This window comes from Capnocytophaga sp. oral taxon 335 str. F0486, from assembly GCF_000277665.1.
Taxonomy (GTDB): domain Bacteria; phylum Bacteroidota; class Bacteroidia; order Flavobacteriales; family Flavobacteriaceae; genus Capnocytophaga; species Capnocytophaga ochracea.
This window is the reverse complement of the sequence record NZ_AKFR01000034.1, coordinates 255,243-275,000: the sequence shown is the minus strand read 5'-3', so window position 1 is coordinate 275,000 and position 19,758 is coordinate 255,243. Positions and strand designations below refer to the sequence as shown.

The 19,758-nt window shown below is 40.0% G+C and carries 12 protein-coding genes, 2 tRNA genes and 2 rRNA genes (1 of these 16 cut by a window edge); 7 read left to right on the top strand and 9 right to left on the bottom strand.

Translation table 11 applies throughout. The features are described from left to right. From HMPREF1320_RS09420 to purE, 8 genes are all read right to left on the bottom strand, one after another. Positions 1–745, bottom strand: a 23S ribosomal RNA gene (locus HMPREF1320_RS09420); it reaches 2,101 nt to the left of the window's first position. A gap of 153 nt (positions 746–898) precedes the next feature. After that, positions 899–972: transfer RNA gene (locus HMPREF1320_RS09415), tRNA-Ala, on the bottom strand. An 82-nt stretch (positions 973–1,054) separates the two neighbouring features. Beyond that, positions 1,055–1,128, bottom strand: a tRNA-Ile gene (locus HMPREF1320_RS09410). A gap of 188 nt (positions 1,129–1,316) precedes the next feature. Next, positions 1,317–2,832: ribosomal RNA gene (locus HMPREF1320_RS09405) — 16S ribosomal RNA — on the bottom strand. Together the 16S and 23S rRNA genes with 2 tRNA genes alongside form the textbook arrangement of a ribosomal RNA operon. A gap of 356 nt (positions 2,833–3,188) precedes the next feature. Beyond that, on the bottom strand, positions 3,189–4,178 hold the full coding sequence (locus HMPREF1320_RS09400; RefSeq protein ID WP_009418394.1) for an aspartate-semialdehyde dehydrogenase: 990 nt from the start codon (positions 4,176–4,178) through the stop codon (positions 3,189–3,191). Positions 4,179–4,197: 19 nt separating this feature from the next. Then, positions 4,198–6,126 (bottom strand): LysM peptidoglycan-binding domain-containing protein, encoded by a 1,929-nt coding sequence (locus tag HMPREF1320_RS09395; protein WP_009418276.1) that lies wholly within the window; start codon positions 6,124–6,126, stop codon positions 4,198–4,200. A gap of 59 nt (positions 6,127–6,185) precedes the next feature. Beyond that, positions 6,186–7,733: a glutamine-hydrolyzing GMP synthase gene (gene guaA, locus HMPREF1320_RS09390; RefSeq protein WP_009418317.1), complete on the bottom strand. Its 1,548-nt coding sequence runs from the start codon at positions 7,731–7,733 to the stop codon at positions 6,186–6,188. Further along, entirely contained in the window at positions 7,726–8,211 is a 486-nt protein-coding gene (purE, locus tag HMPREF1320_RS09385) for a 5-(carboxyamino)imidazole ribonucleotide mutase (RefSeq protein ID WP_002671807.1), read from the bottom strand. The genes guaA and purE overlap by 8 nt, the downstream gene beginning before the upstream one ends. Positions 8,212–9,123: 912 nt before the next feature. Here purE and clpB point away from each other — a divergent pair. The 7 genes from clpB (at position 9,124) to HMPREF1320_RS09350 (ending at position 18,634) form a co-directional block, all read left to right on the top strand. Then, on the top strand, positions 9,124–11,730 hold the full coding sequence (clpB, locus tag HMPREF1320_RS09380) for an ATP-dependent chaperone ClpB (RefSeq protein WP_009418417.1): 2,607 nt from the start codon (positions 9,124–9,126) through the stop codon (positions 11,728–11,730). 152 nt (positions 11,731–11,882) lie between these two features. Continuing rightward, a complete protein-coding gene (gene dnaK, locus HMPREF1320_RS09375) occupies positions 11,883–13,787 on the top strand; it encodes a molecular chaperone DnaK (RefSeq protein ID WP_009418367.1) in 1,905 nt (634 codons plus the stop codon). A gap of 397 nt (positions 13,788–14,184) precedes the next feature. Then, the gene (locus HMPREF1320_RS09370) at positions 14,185–15,192 is read left to right on the top strand and encodes a DHH family phosphoesterase (RefSeq protein ID WP_009418314.1); all 1,008 of its coding nucleotides are present in this window, start codon (positions 14,185–14,187) and stop codon (positions 15,190–15,192) included. A gap of 6 nt (positions 15,193–15,198) precedes the next feature. Continuing rightward, positions 15,199–15,771, top strand: a complete 573-nt coding sequence (gene gldI, locus HMPREF1320_RS09365) for a gliding motility-associated peptidyl-prolyl isomerase GldI (RefSeq protein ID WP_009418461.1) — start codon at positions 15,199–15,201, stop codon at positions 15,769–15,771. A gap of 25 nt (positions 15,772–15,796) precedes the next feature. Continuing rightward, positions 15,797–16,927 (top strand): peptidylprolyl isomerase, encoded by a 1,131-nt coding sequence (locus HMPREF1320_RS09360; RefSeq protein WP_009418405.1) that lies wholly within the window; start codon positions 15,797–15,799, stop codon positions 16,925–16,927. A gap of 108 nt (positions 16,928–17,035) precedes the next feature. Continuing rightward, positions 17,036–17,545 carry an IS1096 element passenger TnpR family protein gene (locus tag HMPREF1320_RS09355; RefSeq protein WP_009418287.1) on the top strand — a complete coding sequence of 170 codons (510 nt, stop codon included), beginning with the start codon at positions 17,036–17,038 and terminating at the stop codon, positions 17,543–17,545. A gap of 30 nt (positions 17,546–17,575) precedes the next feature. Continuing rightward, entirely contained in the window at positions 17,576–18,634 is a 1,059-nt protein-coding gene (locus HMPREF1320_RS09350; protein ID WP_009418343.1) for a nucleoid-associated protein, read from the top strand. A gap of 82 nt (positions 18,635–18,716) precedes the next feature. Here HMPREF1320_RS09350 and HMPREF1320_RS09345 read toward each other — a convergent pair whose 3' ends face one another. Continuing rightward, on the bottom strand, positions 18,717–19,724 hold the full coding sequence (locus HMPREF1320_RS09345; protein WP_009418401.1) for an aldose epimerase family protein: 1,008 nt from the start codon (positions 19,722–19,724) through the stop codon (positions 18,717–18,719). Positions 19,725–19,758 lie beyond the last annotated feature (34 nt).

Below are 19,758 nucleotides of genomic sequence, written 5' to 3'. Positions count from 1 at the left end.
CAGCGCTTCAACCTGCCCAAGGGTAGATCACCAGGTTTCGCGTCTACTACTACCAACTATTTGCGCCCTATTCAGACTCTCTTTCGATGCGGATTCGTATCTGAAATACTTATCCTCGCTGGTAACAGTAACTCGTAGGCTCATTATGCAAAAGGCACGCCGTCACAGCCTAAAGCTGCTCCGACCGCTTGTAAGCGTATGGTTTCAGGGTCTATTTCACTCCGTTATTCACGGTTCTTTTCACCTTTCCCTCACGGTACTAGTTCACTATCGGTCTCTCAGGAGTATTTAGCCTTACCGGATGGTCCCGGTAGATTCAGTCAAGGTTCCTCGTGCCCCGACCTACTCAGGATAACCATAAGATTTATAAAACTGTGCCTATACGAGACTTTCACTCTCTATGGTGTGCCTTTCCAAACACTTCTAATCCAGCTTTACAACCTATATCTGGGTCCTACAACCCCCACCCTGCCGTAACAAAGTGGGTTTGGGCTAATCCCATTTCGCTCGCCACTACTTTGGGAATCACTTTTGTTTTCTTCTCCTCCGCCTACTTAGATGTTTCAGTTCAGCGGGTTTGCCCACCTTTACGGTGTAGTACATCTTCAATGTACTGGGTTGCCCCATTCGGAGATTTGCGTATCATATCGTATGTGCCAATACACGCAACTTTTCGCAGCTTATCACGTCCTTCTTCGCCTCTGAGAGCCTAGGCATCCCCCATACGCCCTTACATAACTTTTCGCGCTTGTAGTTTTATTCAATTAACAATTATCTATTATCAATTAAATAAATACCTCGTTCTCTTTGATTCTTTTTAATTCTTTCGTTAGATTATCAATAATCTATTATTGATCTCTTATGCTTTTTATCCCAATATGTCAATGTACGTTTGTTGTGGAGAATAAGGGATTCGAACCCTTGACCCCCTGCGTGCAAGGCAGGTGCTCTAGCCAGCTGAGCTAATTCCCCCTGTCTCTAGGTAAGAGATTGTGGTAAGAGGTAAGAGGATCCTTCCTCTAGCTCACTCCTAGAAATTTCCTTCTTTTGCTTGTAGTCCCAGGCAGACTCGAACTGCCGACCTCTACATTATCAGTGTAGCGCTCTAACCAGCTGAGCTATGAGACTTTGTTCTTTTAGGTAAGAGGTAAGAGATAAGAGGTATTTTTCTCTCTATCAATTACTCTGTACCTTAATTTTATTGTTGTCAGCAAGATTTAAAGAACCAAGTCCTTATTAATTACAAATTTAATCGATAAACTAACTGTTCGTCATTTGTAATTCGTAATTCGTCATTAACTTTCGGTCTTCTCTAGAAAGGAGGTGTTCCAGCCGCACCTTCCGGTACGGCTACCTTGTTACGACTTAGCCCCAGTCACTAGTTTTACCCTAAACAGCTCCTCGCGGTAACCGTCTTCAGGTACCCCCAGCTTCCATGGCTTGACGGGCGGTGTGTACAAGGCCCGGGAACGTATTCACCGGATCATGGCTGATATCCGATTACTAGCGATTCCAGCTTCACGGAGTCGAGTTGCAGACTCCGATCCGAACTGTGACCGTCTTTATAGATTCGCGCCTGCTCACGCAGTGGCTGCTCTCTGTAACGGCCATTGTAGCACGTGTGTAGCCCAAGATGTAAGGGCCGTGATGATTTGACGTCATCCCCACCTTCCTCTCGGTTTGCACCGGCAGTCCCATTAGAGGGCTCGACTCAACTCGTTAGCAACTAATGGCAGGGGTTGCGCTCGTTATAGGACTTAACCTGACACCTCACGGCACGAGCTGACGACAACCATGCAGCACCTTGAAAACTGTCCGAAGAAGGGCGTATCTCTACACCTGTCAGTCTCCATTTAAACCTTGGTAAGGTTCCTCGCGTATCATCGAATTAAACCACATGCTCCACCGCTTGTGCGGGCCCCCGTCAATTCCTTTGAGTTTCATTCTTGCGAACGTACTCCCCAGGTGGGATACTTATCACTTTCGCTTAGCCACTCAGATTACTCCAAACAGCTAGTATCCATCGTTTACAGCGTGGACTACCAGGGTATCTAATCCTGTTCGCTCCCCACGCTTTCGTCCATCAGCGTCAATTAATTGTTAGTAATATGCCTTCGCTATCGGTGTTCTGTGTAATATCTAAGCATTTCACCGCTACACTACACATTCCAACTACTTCACAACCATTCAAGACCAACAGTTTCAAAGGCAGTTGCTTAGTTGAGCTAAGCGCTTTCACCTCTGACTTACCAGCCCGCCTACAGACCCTTTAAACCCAATGATTCCGGATAACGCTCGCATCCTCCGTATTACCGCGGCTGCTGGCACGGAGTTAGCCGATGCTTATTCGTAAGGTACCGTCATCAAAGTACACGTACTCCTTATTCTTCCCTTACAAAAGCAGTTTACAATCCATAAGACCTTCATCCTGCACGCGGCATGGCTGGATCAGTCTTCCGACCATTGTCCAATATTCCTCACTGCTGCCTCCCGTAGGAGTCTGGTCCGTATCTCAGTACCAGTGTGGGGGACATCCCTCTCAGAACCCCTATCTATCATCGCCTTGGGGAGCCGTTACCTCTCCAACTAGCTAATAGAACGCATACTCATCTTTCACCACCAAGGCTTTAATAGTCGTGTGATGCCACACTACTATACTATGGGGTATTAATCCAAATTTCTTCGGGCTATCCCCCAGTGAAAGGCAGATTGTATACGCGTTACGCACCCGTACGCCGGTCTCAGTTACCCGAAAGTAACCTCCCCCTCGACTTGCATGTGTTAGGCCTGCCGCTAGCGTTCATCCTGAGCCAGGATCAAACTCTTCATCGTTAAATTCTTTTATATCTTCTAACCGATCTTCAAGTTATTGACTTCAGGTTTCACTCAATCCTTTAAATCTTTTTTTGTGCTGTACAACATTATGTCAAGGTACGTGTTGTTTCTTTCTTTTGGGCGTATGCTATAGCCCCTACAAATGTGCCTTATCGTCTCATTTGCGGGTGCAAAGGTATAACCTTTTTATTTACCTACAAAATTTTTATACATTTTTTTTGAAGAAAGTTTCATATGTTTTGGTAAGTGGTTGATTATAAAGTTTATAAAATTTTATATATTTTATTTTCTTATTATCAATGTAACACTTTTTTATATTTTCTAAGCATTAATACTTTTCAAATACATCATTACTACAACAGTTTATGTGCGATGAGATACTCAGCAATCTGTATGGTATTAGTAGCAGCTCCTTTGCGCAGGTTATCAGCTACTACCCATAAGTTAAGAGTATTAGGTTGCGACTCATCGCGACGGATACGTCCTACAAATACGTCATCTTTGCCGTGAGCGTACAGTGGCATAGGGTAAGTATTCGTATCAGTATTATCCTGCACCTTAATTCCAGGTGATTGTGCTAAGAGCGCACGCACTTCATCAATATTAAAATCCTTTTTCAATTCTACATTCACCGCTTCACTATGTCCGCCTACTACCGGTATGCGCACCGCTGTAGCCGTTACTGCAATACTGTCGTCTCGGAGTATCTTTTTAGTTTCACGCACCAATTTCATTTCTTCCTTGGTATAACCATTATCTTCAAACACGTCACAATGAGGAATCGCATTGCGGTGTATTTGGTAATGATAAGCCATCTCGCCTTTTTCTCCTTTGTATTCGTTTTCTAACTGGCGTACGGCTTTCACTCCTGTACCTGTAATCGACTGGTAAGTAGAAACTACCACACGCTTGATACCATATTTCTTTTGTAAAGGGGCTAAAGCTACGAGCATCTGTATCGTAGAACAATTAGGGTTTGCAATAATCTTATCTTCTTTGGTAAGCACATCGGCATTAATTTCAGGGATTACCAATTTTTTAGTGTCGTCCATACGCCACGCCGATGAGTTATCTACCACTGTTGTCCCTACTTGGGCAAACTTAGGTGCCCATTCTTTAGAGACGGTAGCTCCTGCTGAAAAAAGAGCTAAATCGGGTTTGAGCGATACGGCTTGTTGTAAGCCTATCACAGTATATTCAGTTCCTTGAAAAGTAATTTTCTTCCCTACTGACTTCTCTGATGCTACGGGAATTAATTCGGTTACAGGAAATTTGTGTTCTGCAAGTACTTCTAACATCACGTTACCTACCATTCCGGTAACGCCTACTACTGCTACTCTCATTTTTAATTATAATTTTGTTTTATTTTAATTCTTTTACTTCCATATTGTCATACTGTACAATATATACGCCTTGGTTTTCATAGCCACCACCTTTATAGAAATTTTTTAGGTAAGCAAATTTATTCTCTAAGTAAGAAGTCTCTCCTATACGTGTATTGGCACTAGTAAGATTACCCGATACTCCCAAACGCAATACAGCATCCATAGTAAGGTCAAATCCGCGAATAGCATACTTATTAGGTAGAATACCATAAGTCTTTAAATATCGTGCAGAAAAACTATCTGTACCATTAGAATATTTATTTACAGTAGGATAAGTAAAACGTAAATCGGATAGCTGGTTGTTAGAAAGGTTATTAGAATCGTATACTGAACCTCTATCCACAGTCGCCAAGATAATCTTAGGGAAGGTGTTGTTCCTTTTAGATTTAAGCGCATTGTGCAACAAACGCACTGCCATCGACACGTAACCTATATCATTCGACTGTAATAACACTACATTTTCCTTGTTGTAGTTTAGAGCATTAACAAATCCATTAGCCGACATTTCGGTTACTACCTTAGCATTAGGGAATGAACGCTCTAATTTCTCACGCAAAGAACTATTCTTGCTATCAGCTAAGATAATCATATTCTCATCTGAATAGTTTTTGTTCAGATAGTCAATCATTTGCGTTTGCAACACCTCATCGTTCGGTAAGGTCTGATACACATTAGGATTGAGAGTTATATTCTTATTAGATAAGGGGGCTAATAATATCGTATTATTACTTGTAACCAATGATGCTAAAGTATTAAACGATTTGGTGGTAAAAGGACCTATTACCACTTGTGAGTTCTGTACTGAGGCGTTAGAAGCTATCTTCTTTAAGTCACCTTCACTATCGTATACATTCACTTTAAACTTATATCCCATTTTTTGAAGGGAGTCCAAAGCTATTAGGGCTCCTGAATAGAAATCGGTAGCCACAGGCGTTAGTTTATTTTCAGTAAGTCGAGATTTTATAATAGCAATTTGTCCAGTGCTAACATCCGATAGTTTAAAAGGTAAAATATAAGATATCTCCTTCACATTGGCTGGTGAAGATGCTGAACGCAAGGTATTGTTAGAATTCTGGAAGTTGTAGTTTGCTGTATTATTCAGTGAAGCACTTTTATATTGTTCATAATTCTCTTTGGGTATCCATATTTGTGCATCGCTTTTCAATCCATCTTTAAGACTAGGATTTAGTTTTACAAGCTCAGCTTCCGATAAACCGAACTTGCGTTCTAAGCTGTAAAATCCTTCCCCTCTCTCCACAAGGTAAAGCACCACTTCTTTCTTAGTATTAGGGCGAGCTGGTGGTTCAAGCTCTGTACTATCGGTAGAAGAGGCTGGCACCCAGATTTCTTGCCCCTCTCTTATACTATTAGGGTTGAAACCTTTTTCGTTTTTGTTCAGCTTTTCCAATTCCTCTACACTCACATTGTGGTTTTTAGCAATACGCCAAAGTGTTTCTTGTGGTTTTACTACGTACCGTTTTTGTCCTTGTACGCTTTTTTGTACCATTTCAGCTGTTTTGCTAAATAGCGGAATAGTAATGCGCTCACCCTCTTGTAACTCTCTTATATAGAGGTCTAAATTATAGCGCTTTAAATCATCAATAGTGATGTTGTATTTTTGCGACAGACCAAAAAAAGTCTCACCTCCTTTTACCAAGTGAGTCGTAAAACCTACAGGACGTTGGGTATTGTAATGCTTCACTTTACTGATAGGAATATTGATAGTCATTCCCTTTTGTACTCCATCTTTAAGCCCTGGGTTGAGTTTTAAGATGTCAGCAGGCGAAAAGCGATAGGTCTTAGCTATATTTTCAATACTTTCATAGTTATTTGCTGTGTACGTTTGCGGTTGTGCATAGGCAACTCCTAAGCACAATAACAAAGCTAATGTAAAAAGTTGTTTCATAATATTGTCTTATGATTTAATTTTTTAGTGTTAATTGATAATTCTAAATTGTTACTTGTCTATTCCCATTCTATCGTGGCAGGCGGTTTACTACTGATATCGTACACCACACGGTTTACACCTTTCACCTTATTGATAATATCGTTAGACACTTTTTGCAGAAATTTATAAGGTAAGTCTACCCAATCTGCCGTCATACCGTCTATGCTTTCCACAGCGCGCAAGGCTACCACACGCTCGTAGGTGCGTTCGTCTCCCATTACTCCCACACTGTTGATAGGTAGTAAGATAGCCCCTGCTTGCCACACTTTGTCGTATAGATTATTTTCTTTCAGTGCGTTGATGAATATGGCATCTACTTCTTGCAAAATGGCTACCTTTTCGGCAGTGATATCTCCCAAAATGCGGATAGCCAATCCAGGTCCTGGAAAAGGGTGTCTGCCTAATAGTTCATCACTGATGCCCAAACTGCGTCCTACTCTGCGCACTTCATCTTTGAAGAGCATACGCAAAGGCTCTACTACTTTCAATTTCATATAGTCGGGTAAGCCTCCTACGTTATGATGTGATTTGATAGTCGCTGAAGGTCCCTTTACTGATAGTGATTCAATCACGTCAGGATAGATAGTGCCTTGTGCCAACCATTGAGCATCGGTAATTTTATGAGCCTCATCATCAAATACTTCAATAAAAACGCGCCCTATGGTTTTGCGTTTTTCCTCGGGGTCGGTTTTGCTTGCTAAGGCAGCAAGGAAACGCGCTGAGGCATCTACACCCTTCACATTCAGTCCCATACCCTCATATTGTTTCAGTACGTTTTCGAACTCGTTCTTGCGCAAGAGTCCATTATTTACAAAAATACAATGTAATTGCTTGCCAATCGCTTTGTTAAGTAATACAGCAGCTACCGTAGAGTCTACTCCTCCCGATAAGCCTAATATCACTTTCTCATTACCCACTTGTGCTTTTAGCTGGGCAACCGTCATCTCTACAAAGTTGTCGGACGTCCAATTAGGGGTAAGTTTCGCTATTTTGAAAAGGAAGTTAGCTAATAGCTTCATTCCATCGGCTGAGTGGGTCACTTCGGGGTGAAACTGAATCGCGTAGGTTTCTTCTCCTTCTATGCGATAAGCCGCGTTCACTACATCAGGAGTGCTCGCCAAACAAACCGCCCCAGTAGGCAATTGTTTGATAGTGTCACTATGGCTCATCCATACTATACTCCCTTCTGCAATCCCTTCAAAAAGAGGTTCATTAGGCTTAATATAGGTGAGGTGAGCTCGCCCGTACTCTCGTATGTTCGAAGGGGCTACTTCACCACCGCCAAAGTGTGCCAAATACTGTGCTCCGTAACATACTGCCAAAAGGGGCATTTTACCTTTCAGTGCTGATAGGTCTGGGTGTAAGGCTTCTGCACTACGCACCGAATAAGGCGAACCTGAGAGTATCACTGCCGAAAAGTCTTCTAAGTTCTCAGGCAAATGGTTGTAGGGATGCATTTCGCAATACACGTTCAATTCGCGCACACGGCGTGCAATAAGTTGGGTGTATTGCGAGCCAAAGTCTAATAATAAAAGACGTGAGCCCTGAAAAGTATCTTTATTCATCGTCGAGGGTTGCTGCGGCAGTAAGCACCGCTTGTTTCAAATTTTCTTTATAATCAATCATTTTTTGCAAGAGCTCAGCGTCGGCACTTGCCAATATTTGCACGGCTAATAAACCTGCGTTCTTAGCAGCATTTAAAGCTACGGTAGCCACAGGCACTCCGCCAGGCATTTGTAGGATAGAAAGGATAGAATCCCAACCGTCAATAGAGTTACTGCTTTTCACCGGCACACCTATCACAGGCAAAGGCGACATCGAAGCGACCATACCAGGTAAATGGGCTGCACCTCCCGCTCCCGCAATGATTACCTGAATGCCTTTTTTATGAGCGTTCTGACTGAACTCCATCAGCTTTTCAGGCGTGCGATGCGCCGATACGATATCTACCACAGTTGTGATACCAAAGGACTTGAGAATATCAATAGCGTCCTGCATCACAGGCAAATCACTCTTGCTTCCCATTACCACAGCTACTTTCATTTTGTCTATATTTTGGTGCAAAGGTACAAAAAAATATCAATTCGCAATATAAAGGCTTTATATTTTGTTCCCCCGTGCTACTTCCCTGCAACCTTGTCATTCGCCATTCACAACTCGTCTTTAATTTGGTATTATTAGTATTTGGGGTATTGTAATATTAAATTCGTCTTCGCACTTTCTTCTAGTAAGCCTTGTCTTTTAGTCTAATAGCTATCTATATTTTTTTCTCTTGAAGAATGTTTATTTTTCTATTTACCTTTGCTCATCTCACATTTTTGTATCGCCACACTCTCCTTTTAAAAAGATTAATTCTTTCTCTTATTTTCGTTTTTCTTCTACTTTAAATCCGCTTAAATCTCTTTTTTCTACTCATTCTTAACCCCTCATTATTAACTACTTATATACCCTTTCTATATCTATCTTCCAAGATTCGTATAAGCTTCCTATAAGCTCTCTATAAGCTACCACCACCCTCTCAACAGCTACTTTACCTCTTGTTTTTTACCTTTTACCTAAATTTTCCCTTCCGAATCCCTCCGTTATCTTTCGAAACCTCCAACCTGCCAAGTAACTTTTTTCATTCCACCTCATATTTTCGGTAAGTGTTTTGGAGCAGATGATCTATTACTTTTTAGCTTCAAAAATAGATAGGTATCAGTACCTACTCGTTAATGAACAGAGATTCAATTAGTCACCGACATTTTGTCACTTGCTACACATTTCTTATCAAGTAGTTATTATTAAATGCTAATCACATTGTTAATTATTTTTAGATTTCTGTTTAATATTCTATTTGGTATAAAAATCCTTTTAAAAAACTGTCTTTTTGTCAGTTAAAAGCTGTTGGCACAACTCTTGCCCTATTGGGAGTGAACAAATCATAAAATGTTGAACACACTAAATTGAAAATATATGAATTTTAATAACTTTACTATCAAAGCGCAAGAAGCGGTACAAACCGCTCAGCAAATAGCCCAACAGTATGGGCACCAGGAATTGCAAAACGAACATTTCTTCAAAGCTATTGAGCAGGTAGATGAGAACGTATTGCCTTTCCTATTCAAAAAATTGAATATCAACCGCGAGCAATTAAATAAACAGTTAGAAACTGCTTTGCAAGGCTTTGCCAAAGTAAGCGGTGGCGATATGGGGCTCTCACGCGAAGCAAACACTATGCTCAACGAAGCTGCTAACATCGCTAAAAAATGGAACGACGAATATGTATCCTTAGAACACCTTATATTGGCTATCTTCAAATCAAACAGTAAAATCGCCCAAGCCCTCAAAAACCAAGGCGTGAGTGAAAAAGAGTTGGAGAAAGCCATTCAAGAATTGCGCAAAGGCGAACGCGTAACTTCGGCTTCAGCTGAAGATACTTATAATTCGCTCAACAAATACGCCAAAAACCTCAATCAGTTAGCTGATAGCGGGAAACTCGACCCTGTGATTGGTCGTGATGAGGAAATACGTCGTGTATTGCAAATTCTTTCACGTCGTACTAAGAACAACCCTATGTTGGTGGGTGAACCTGGGGTAGGTAAAACGGCTATAGCCGAAGGCTTAGCACACCGTATTGTGAAGGGTGACGTACCTGAAAACCTAAAAGACAAGATAATTTACTCTCTCGATATGGGTGCCCTTATCGCTGGTGCGAAGTACAAAGGTGAGTTTGAAGAAAGACTCAAATCAGTAGTGAAAGAGGTTACCTCTTCCGATGGCAATATCATTCTGTTTATAGATGAAATTCACACCCTTGTGGGAGCAGGAGGAGGCGAAGGTGCTATGGACGCTGCTAATATCTTAAAACCAGCCTTAGCACGTGGTGAACTCCGTGCCATTGGTGCCACTACTCTCGATGAGTACCAAAAGTACTTTGAGAAAGACAAAGCTCTGGAACGTCGTTTTCAAAAGGTAATGGTAGACGAACCAGATACCGAAAGTGCAATTTCTATCCTTCGGGGTATCAAAGAAAAGTACGAAACCCACCACAAAGTACGTATCAAAGACGAGGCGATTATCGCAGCAGTAGAGCTTTCTGAACGCTATATCACTAATCGTTTCTTGCCCGATAAGGCAATAGACTTAATGGACGAGGCAGCTGCCAAGCTCCGTATGGAAATCAATTCTAAACCCGAAGAGTTAGACGTACTCGACCGTAAGATAATGCAACTCGAAATAGAAATTGAGGCTATCAAACGTGAGAAAGACGAAGATAAGCTCAAAATGCTATATGTAGATTTGGCAAATCTTAAAGAAGAACGTAACGCTATCAATGCTAAATGGCAGAGTGAAAAAAGCGTAATTGATGAAGTACAAACCACTAAGGAAGCTATTGAGAAATACCGTTTGGAAGCCGATAGAGCTGAACGTGAAGGCGACTACGGTAAAGTAGCGGAATTGCGTTATGGCAAAATCAAAGAAGCGGAAGACAAGTTAGTGGAATTGCAAAAGAATTTAGACAGCAAGTCACACGAAAATGCTCTTGTAAAAGAAGAAGTAACCGCCGAAGACATCGCTGAAGTAGTAGCAAAATGGACAGGTATACCTGTAGCTAAAATGTTACAAGGCGAACGCGAAAAACTCTTAAACTTAGAAAAAGAATTGCATCGTCGTGTAGTAGGTCAAGAAGAAGCCATCGAGGCAGTTTCCGATGCCATACGCCGTAGTCGTGCTGGTTTGCAAGACCCACGTCGTCCTATAGGTTCTTTTCTTTTCTTAGGAACTACGGGGGTAGGTAAAACCGAACTTGCCAAAGCCTTAGCCGAGTATCTATTCGACGATGAAAATGCAATGACGCGTATAGATATGAGCGAATACCAAGAGAAACACGCTGTTAGCCGATTAGTAGGTGCGCCTCCAGGATATGTGGGTTATGACGAAGGTGGTCAGCTTACTGAAGCTGTGCGTCGCCGTCCATATTCCGTAATACTTTTAGACGAAATCGAAAAAGCTCACCCCGATACTTTCAACATCTTGTTGCAAGTACTCGACGAAGGTAGGCTTACTGACAACAAAGGTCGTACCGCCGACTTTAAGAATACGATTATCATTATGACCTCCAATATGGGTAGCCATATCATTCAAGAAACTTTTGAGAAGTATCCTAAGGATACCGAGCGCGCTATCGACGAGTCACGTGACGAGGTGTTACAACTCCTCAAACAAACTGTACGCCCTGAGTTTTTGAACCGTATAGACGACATTATAATGTTCACACCGCTCAACGCCAAGGATATCCGTAGTATTGTGCGTTTGCAATTGCAATCAGTGTTCCGTATGGTTGCCAAAGAAGGCATCTTGCTCGATGCCACCGATGAGGCTATTGATTACTTAGCACAAAAAGGTTTTGACCCTCAGTTTGGTGCTCGTCCAGTGAAACGTATCATTCAGAAAGAAGTGCTTAACAAGCTTTCTAAAGAAATTTTGAGTGGCACAGTACAACGCGATGCTGTCATCTTATTAGATGCTTTTGATAACCAATTGGTATTTAGAAATCAAACATCAGAAGATAAAAAATAGAAATTAGTTGTTAGTCGCTTACTAACAACTAATGACTAAAAATGACAATTTGTCAGTTTTTATCCCTTTGGCACAATCATTGACTGCTACTAGCTACGTAAGCGTAAGGCTTACAAAAATAATGTTGAACTTAAAAAAACGATAATATTAATATGAGTAAGATTATAGGTATTGACTTAGGAACCACAAACTCTTGTGTTTCTGTAATGGAAGGTAATGACCCCGTGGTGATTACCAATGCCGAAGGTAAACGCACAACCCCTTCAGTGGTAGCTTTTACCGAAGGTGGCGAAATAAAAGTAGGTGACGCTGCCAAACGTCAGGCAGTTACCAACCCTAAAAACACGGTATATTCTATCAAGCGTTTTATGGGGAACAAGTTTTCTGAATTGGAAAAAGAAATCGCTCGTGTGCCTTATAAAGTAGTACGTGGCGACAACGATACTCCTCGTGTGGACATAGACGGACGTTTGTATACTCCACAAGAAATCTCAGCTATGATTCTTCAAAAGATGAAGAAAACTGCAGAAGACTTCTTAGGACAACCCGTAACAAGCGCGGTAATTACTGTACCAGCTTACTTTAACGACGCTCAACGTCAAGCTACTAAAGAAGCAGGTGAAATCGCAGGCTTAAAAGTAGAACGTATCATCAACGAACCTACTGCCGCTGCATTGGCTTATGGCTTGGATAAAGACCATAGCGACCATAAGATTGTTGTATTCGACTTTGGTGGTGGTACTCACGATGTGTCTATCTTGGAACTTGGCGACGGTGTGTTTGAAGTACTCGCTACTGATGGTGATACCCACTTAGGAGGTGATGATGTTGATGAAAAAATCATCAACTGGCTTGCTGAAGAGTTTGAAAAAGAAGAACAAATCGACCTTCGTAAAGACCCTATGGCGTTGCAACGTCTTAAAGAAGCTGCTGAAAAGGCTAAGATTGAACTCTCTTCAACTACTGAAACCGAAATCAACTTGCCTTATATCACTGCTACAGCTTCAGGTCCTAAACACTTGGTGCGCAAGCTCAGCCGTGCTAAATTCGAACAACTCATCGACGACCTAGTAAAACGCACAATTGAACCTTGCAAAAAAGCGTTAGAAAATGCAGGTCTCAGCGTAAGTGATATCAACGAAGTAATCTTAGTAGGTGGTTCTACTCGTATTCCTGCCGTACAAGAAGCCGTTGAAAAATTCTTTGGCAAAAAACCTAATAAGAGCGTAAACCCTGATGAGGTAGTAGCCATTGGAGCCGCTATTCAAGGGGGCGTACTTACTGGTGATGTGAAAGATGTATTGCTTTTGGACGTTACTCCTCTTTCTTTGGGTATCGAAACTATGGGAGGTGTGATGACTAAACTGATAGAAGCCAATACTACTATCCCTACTAAAAAATCGCAAGTGTTCTCAACTGCTGCCGACAATCAGCCGAGTGTGGAAATTCACGTATTGCAAGGTGAAAGACCTATGGCAAACGACAACAAGACTATCGGTCGTTTCCATTTAGATGACATTCCACCTGCCCCACGTGGCGTACCACAAATTGAGGTTACCTTCGATATCGATGCTAACGGTATTATCAACGTATCGGCAACTGATAAAGGTACAGGCAAGTCTCACAATATCCGTATAGAAGCATCTTCTGGACTTTCAAAAGAAGATATTGAGAAGATGAAACGCGAAGCCGAAGCCAATGCCGAAGCTGATAAGAAAGCCAAAGAAAAAGTAGATAAGCTCAACGAAGCTGACGCGATGATATTCCAAACTGAAAAACAACTCAAAGAGTTTGGCGATAAAATCCCATCCGACAAGAAAGGCGCTATTGAGACTGCTCTTAGCGAACTTAAAACAGCTTACGACGGCAAAGACCTCAGCTCTATTGAGACTGCTTTGGGCAAAATCAATACTGCTTGGCAACAAGCCTCTGAGGACATCTACAAAGCCCAACAGGGAGGCGGTAGCTCTACCGCACAAGAGCAACCTAACACTGGTGGGGCACAAGACGTCAATACAGACAACGTTCAAGACGTAGATTTCGAAGAAGTAAAATAGCGGAGAGCCTCCGCAGGCAAATAATAACAGCCCCATCTAATAAATAATTAGGTGGGGCTCTTTATATAGCTTTTGCAGAAAGAATACTATACAATAGTTTTATTCGTGTAATATTCTTGTAATTCTACAATAATCCTATCCCCCACTCTGTTTTCTCTTTATCATCAATTGATAATTATCTGTTACACCAGCGGAACTAGTTGTTATCAAATGATAATTACTTATTATCGCTAAGAGTTCATTATCAACGAATATCCATTAAAAAACAAAATTATTTTTTTGTCATTAAAAATTAATTACTACCTTTGTCCTGCAAATTAATCATTTCTTTTTCAATTTTAAAATTTTTCAGATATGAAAACATTAAGAACAAATTAATGTCGTACTTTTGCACCCTATGAATATTTATGATATAGAAAACGTTAAGCTACTACTTAAAAAACAACTGAAAATAAGTATCATTCCTCACAAAAGCCCTGATGGAGATGCCATAGGGAGTTGCTTGGGACTATACTTGTATTTAAAGCAATTGCATCAAGATGTAACGGTGGTGTCGCCCAATGATTTTCCTGATTATTTAAAATGGTTACCCTCAGCTGATGAGATTCTCATCTATGACAATGCTCCTGAAAAGGCAAAAAAACAAATAGAAAACTCTACACTCATCTTTACGCTTGATTTTAATTCGCTTAAACGCGCTGATGGGCTCACACCTTTATTAGAAAGCTCGGTAGCTACGTTTGTGATGATTGACCATCATCAAGCGCCTGAGGCTTATGCCAAAGTAACTTTCTCTAACCCCAATGCCAGCTCTACCTGTGCAATGGTATATTCGTTTATTGATGCAATGGGCGATAAAAACCAAATAGATAGAGAAATAGCTACTTGTTTGTACACAGGAATAATGACCGATACGGGAAATTTTAAATACCCCACCACTACTAGCAATACGCTAAAAATAGCAGCTTTTCTTATCGAAAAAGGAGCTAAAAACAGTCTGATTAACAGTAATGTGTTTGATAATAATTCATTTAACAAATTGCAATTACTGAGTGTAGTTCTGAAAAATATGATGTATTTAAAAGAGTACGACACGGCTTACACAACGCTTAGTTCTGAAGAACTACAACAATACGACTGCCAAAAAGGAGATACTGACGGTTTCGTAAATTATGGGCTTACCATTAAGAACACTAAGCTGGCAGTAATCTTCATTCAAGAAGGCGATTTTATAAAAATGTCGTTGCGTTCCAAAGGTAATAACGATGTAAATCTGTTTGCACGCAAGTATTTCAACGGTGGAGGGCACATCAATGCTGCAGGAGGTAGATTTGACGGTACAATGGAAGAAGCCGTAACTTATTTTAAACAAGTTTTGCCAGATTTTATTCACAAGAATATTTAAAATACAATGAATATACTCAAAAAAATAGCAATAATAATGGTTGCTGGCATAGTTTTCATAAGCTGTGCCGACCGACAAGCACGCCACCCTGTAACCAAGAAAACAAGTACCTTTTTAAAGGAATCGGCTAAGAAAAATAAAGCACTATTAGCTTCAGAAGAAGCTCTTATTGATTCTATTATCAAAAAAGATACGCTCCACACCTTTGTAGATTCACAACACGGTTTTAAATTCTATTACCTAAACCAAAATCCTAATACTGACTACACAGCACAGTTTGGCGATATCGTAACCTATGATTACAGTCTTTCGGATTTGCGGGGTAACGAACTCTACCAAGAGAAACCTGATGGTGATTATAAGTATAATGTAGATAAAGAAGAGGTATTCCAAGGGTTGCGTTCAGCACTAAAATTGCTAAAAGAGAAAGAAAGTGGTGTTTTCTTTTTCCCCTCGAGCGTAGCCTATGGTTATCGTGGTGATAAAGATAAAATAACTTTCAACCAGCCTATTATTGCCAAGATAGAGGTTTTTAAAATTGAAAAGAACAAAGAGAAAATAGAACCACGACCTGAATAAGTAGAAATTTTAATTAATTTTATATATGAGACGACTCAATTTTATCGCATTGCTTTCTGCAATGTTTGTATTTTTCAGTTGCAATTCGCAAAAGAAAGCCTATAAAGATTTAGGCGATGGCTTATTTGCGGATATCGAAACTACTCAAGGAAATATTATTGTAAAACTAAACTACAAAGAAACTCCTGTAACAGTAGCCAACTTTGTTACTTTGGCAGAAGGTAAAAACACTTTTGTAAAAGCTGAATACAAAGGTAAACCGTTTTACAACGGAACAATTTTCCACCGAGTAATTAAGGATTTTATGATACAAGGAGGTGACCCTACCGGCACCGGAATGGGAGAACCCGGTTACCGATTTGAAGATGAGATAGTGCCTACTTTAAAACACGATAAAAAAGGAATCTTGTCAATGGCAAACGCAGGACCAGCTACCAATGGCAGTCAGTTTTTTATTACCCAAGTGCCTACTCCTCATTTAGATGGTCGCCACACAGTATTCGGCGAAACGGTGAAAGGTTTAGAAGTAATAGATGCTATTGCTAATACTAAAACAGTAATGAACGACAAGCCTGAAAAGGATATCAAAATCAATAAGATTACTATTATTGCCAATGGTAAAGATGCTAAAAACTTCAATGCTGTAAAAGTTTTTGAAGATTACTTCAAAGAAATTAACAAGAGAGAGCGAGAAAAAGAAGCTAAGACTAAAGCCGCTGCAGCTAAGTTCTTAGAAGAAGTAAAAGTACAGGAACCACAAGCTAAAGCACTTCCTTCAGGAGTAAAAATCTTTAAGTTAGTTGATGGCAAAGGCAAACAACCTAATCACACACATCAAGTAATGGTAAACTACGCAGGTTATTTGAGAAACGGAACCCTTTTCGATTCTAACGTAAAAGAAATTGAAGAGGCTTATGGTAAGTACAACTCATTACGTGAACAACAAGGAGGATACCAAGCCTTCCCTATGCCTTACAACACTTCTGCACAACTTATACCAGGCTTCAGAGATGCTTTACTTACAATGAAAGTAGGTGATAAAATACGCGTATTTATTCCTGCTGCTTTAGGATATGGCGAAAGAGGTGCTGGCGATGTGATTCCACCTAATAGCGACCTTATTTTCGATATTGAAATTACAGATATAGCTAAATAAGTATAGAAAATAAGAATATACAAACTTTGTCAAAGTCTCTAACAGCCTGTCGTGCTACGACCTTTGACAAAGTTTTTTACTGACAACTAAAATAACTAAAAACTAAAAATGGTATACAAATTCAGAGTGATACTCGACGTTAAAGAAGACGTTTTTAGAGATATTATCATTCAGGGAGAAGCTACTTTAGAAGATTTACACAATGTAATCAACCAATCATTTGGCTTTGCCGGTGACGAAATGGCTTCTTTCTATCTTACCGATGAGGATTGGAATCAGGGAGAGGAAATCACCCTTTTTGATGTATCAGAAAGTGGAGAAATGCGCTTGATGGAAGAGACAACCATCGAATCGGTAGTAAGTGAAGAAGAGCCTAAACTGTTGTACGTATACGACTTTATGTCGATGTGGACGTTCTTCGTAGAATTAGTAGAGATTGATGAAGAAGAAACAGGCGCCTCTTATCCTGCTTTGATATACGCTCACGGTTCTATTCCTGCTGAAGCTCCCGAGAAATCATTTGTAGCTGATGATTTTGATGAGTTTGAAGATGAATTTAACGATTTTGACCTCGATGAAGACGATTATGGAAGTTTCAGTGAAGAAGAATACTACTAATTACGTAATAGTAACAGATAACAAGTAACTATGCTAAATTTATATACAACAAACATTGAAACACTTTCTATTCACAGGGTAGGTAATCTAAGCAAAGGAGAACCTCTATTCCTTTCAGAAAAACCATATGCACTAAACGATGAGATTATAGGGCTACTGAAAGAATACTTCTTTAAACCTTTCCGTGAAAAAGAAGAAAACTACTTTCACTTAGTACACGATACCGATGTTGAGTTCAATGAACTTTACCAGCTGGTAACTCCTATTTTTGAGGACGAGAGCTCTATTCACGAGCAATCTAAGAAGATTGCGCAACACTTGTACAATCAGTCTAATCACCCACATATCAAAAGTGGAGAGGTGTATGTAGCGCTTCTTCACGATAGTTATTTAGATAATGAAAAGGTAAAAGCAGTAGGTATCTTCAAATCGGAGATGAGGAACAGCTTTTTGCAGTTTGAAGAACAGGCTAACCAGTTGGAGATGATTATCCAAGAGGGAGTGAACATTCACCGATTGGATAAAGGTTGTATTATCTTTAATGTGAATAAAGAGGACGGATACAAAATACTTTCCATCGATAGCAATCGTTACGACACTAAGTATTGGTTGGAGAACTTTCTAAATGTCGATGCGTTAATAGACGATAATTTCTATACTAAAAAGTACTTAAAATTCAGCCAAGACTTTGCCAAAGATGTAATCTTGCCTGCTGAAGATAAAAAAGAAGAGGTTTTGTTTATGAACCGTGCTATTAATTACTTCGCTAAGAATGATGATTTTGAAGAAACCTCGTTTATGAATGAAGTGTTTGAAAATCCTGAATTGATACCAGAGTTTAAGCACTACAAAGTAGAGAAAGGACCTAAGTACCAAATAGAAGATGTATCAACCTTTCCGATTGTTAATAAGGCTGTATCGGATGTGCGCAAAAAAATTAAAAATGTGATTGATTTAGACACTAATATCCAAATACGTATGGACTTTATCAATCCTGAATCAGCTGATAAGTTTATTGAGAAAGGTTGGGACGAAGAAAAACAAATGTATTACTATTTGGTGTACTTCAATAAAGAACAAAAAAGCTAGATTTTAAATGGTAATAGTATAAAAAAGAGTCTGATGTACAGACTCTTTTTTTATGCTTCTATCTATGTATCTTATATTCCTTCTACGAAAGGTGTATAAACTTAAATTCAGTAAAGAAATTGTATTCTTCTTTAGGTCTTAACACTACATTATTGAACTGTGGATGTTTTGTAGCATCGGCATAACCTTGTGCTTCAAAACAAATCCCTCTGCTTTGCCCTATAGTTTTGCGATGAGGTGGTTGCAACTCAGGCAAATAATATCCTGCATAGATATGCAACACAGGATGATTGGTACGCACTTCCATTGCCAATGAACCTTCTCCGTTAGTAAGTGTAGCCATTACTTCCTCAGAGGGAATCTCACGTACAAACGAATTATCAGTATGAGCATATACCTTTTGCCCTTTTCGGTAATCCAAACGTGTGCCAGCCACAGGAGGACGTTCACCTGTAGGAGTAAAGAACCCTTCTTCTAACGGTACGTACTTATCGGCTTTTATTTGTAAGGTATTGTTAAGCACATCGGTATTGCTTTCATTGACGTTAAAATACGTATGCTGAGTGAGATTTAAAATAGTAGGTGCATCGGTGGTGCCGTGATAATCAATGCGCAAACGGTTATCGGAAGTAAGCGTATAGGTTACACGCACCGTTACCTCACCTGGGTAACCCTCTTCGCCATCTTTAGAAACATATTGTAAGGTTACTGAAGAATCATCATCTCCCCTATTTACTGCCACTACGTCCCAAAAGACACTATCAAAGCCTACTGAGCCTCCGTGTATTTGATTTTCTCCTAAATTGCAGTTCAATTGTATTTCCTTGCCATCGATAATAGCTTTTCCATACTTTATACGCCCTGCATTACGCCCTATAATCGCACCAAGATACGGATACTCTTTGCGGTAAGCCTCACTTACGTACTCTTCAAACGTGTCGAATCCCAATACACACTCTACTTTTTTCGCCTTTATAGGCACTTTAATAGAGCTAATCACACCACCAAAATTAAGTACGGTTACTTCCATACCTCCCTTATTAGAAAGTACAATAGTTTGTAATTTTTCTTTATGATATTCTTTTTTCATCAATAATTATTTTTTTAGATAAAGATATTGAAAT

Bases quoted from the DNA above. Each gene is read 5' to 3' on its own strand.
- clpB (WP_009418417.1), top strand. From the start codon at position 9,124: ATGAATTTTAATAACTTTACTATCAAAGCGCAAGAAGCGGTACAAACC.
- dnaK (WP_009418367.1), top strand. From the start codon at position 11,883: ATGAGTAAGATTATAGGTATTGACTTAGGAACCACAAACTCTTGTGTT.
- purE (WP_002671807.1), bottom strand. From the start codon at position 8,211: ATGAAAGTAGCTGTGGTAATGGGAAGCAAGAGTGATTTGCCTGTGATG.
- HMPREF1320_RS09395 (WP_009418276.1), bottom strand. From the start codon at position 6,126: ATGAAACAACTTTTTACATTAGCTTTGTTATTGTGCTTAGGAGTTGCC.
- HMPREF1320_RS09400 (WP_009418394.1), bottom strand. From the start codon at position 4,178: ATGAGAGTAGCAGTAGTAGGCGTTACCGGAATGGTAGGTAACGTGATG.
- gldI (WP_009418461.1), top strand. From the start codon at position 15,199: ATGAATATACTCAAAAAAATAGCAATAATAATGGTTGCTGGCATAGTT.
- HMPREF1320_RS09355 (WP_009418287.1), top strand. From the start codon at position 17,036: ATGGTATACAAATTCAGAGTGATACTCGACGTTAAAGAAGACGTTTTT.
- HMPREF1320_RS09360 (WP_009418405.1), top strand. From the start codon at position 15,797: ATGAGACGACTCAATTTTATCGCATTGCTTTCTGCAATGTTTGTATTT.
- HMPREF1320_RS09345 (WP_009418401.1), bottom strand. From the start codon at position 19,724: ATGAAAAAAGAATATCATAAAGAAAAATTACAAACTATTGTACTTTCT.
- guaA (WP_009418317.1), bottom strand. From the start codon at position 7,733: ATGAATAAAGATACTTTTCAGGGCTCACGTCTTTTATTATTAGACTTT.
- HMPREF1320_RS09370 (WP_009418314.1), top strand. From the start codon at position 14,185: ATGAATATTTATGATATAGAAAACGTTAAGCTACTACTTAAAAAACAA.
- HMPREF1320_RS09350 (WP_009418343.1), top strand. From the start codon at position 17,576: ATGCTAAATTTATATACAACAAACATTGAAACACTTTCTATTCACAGG.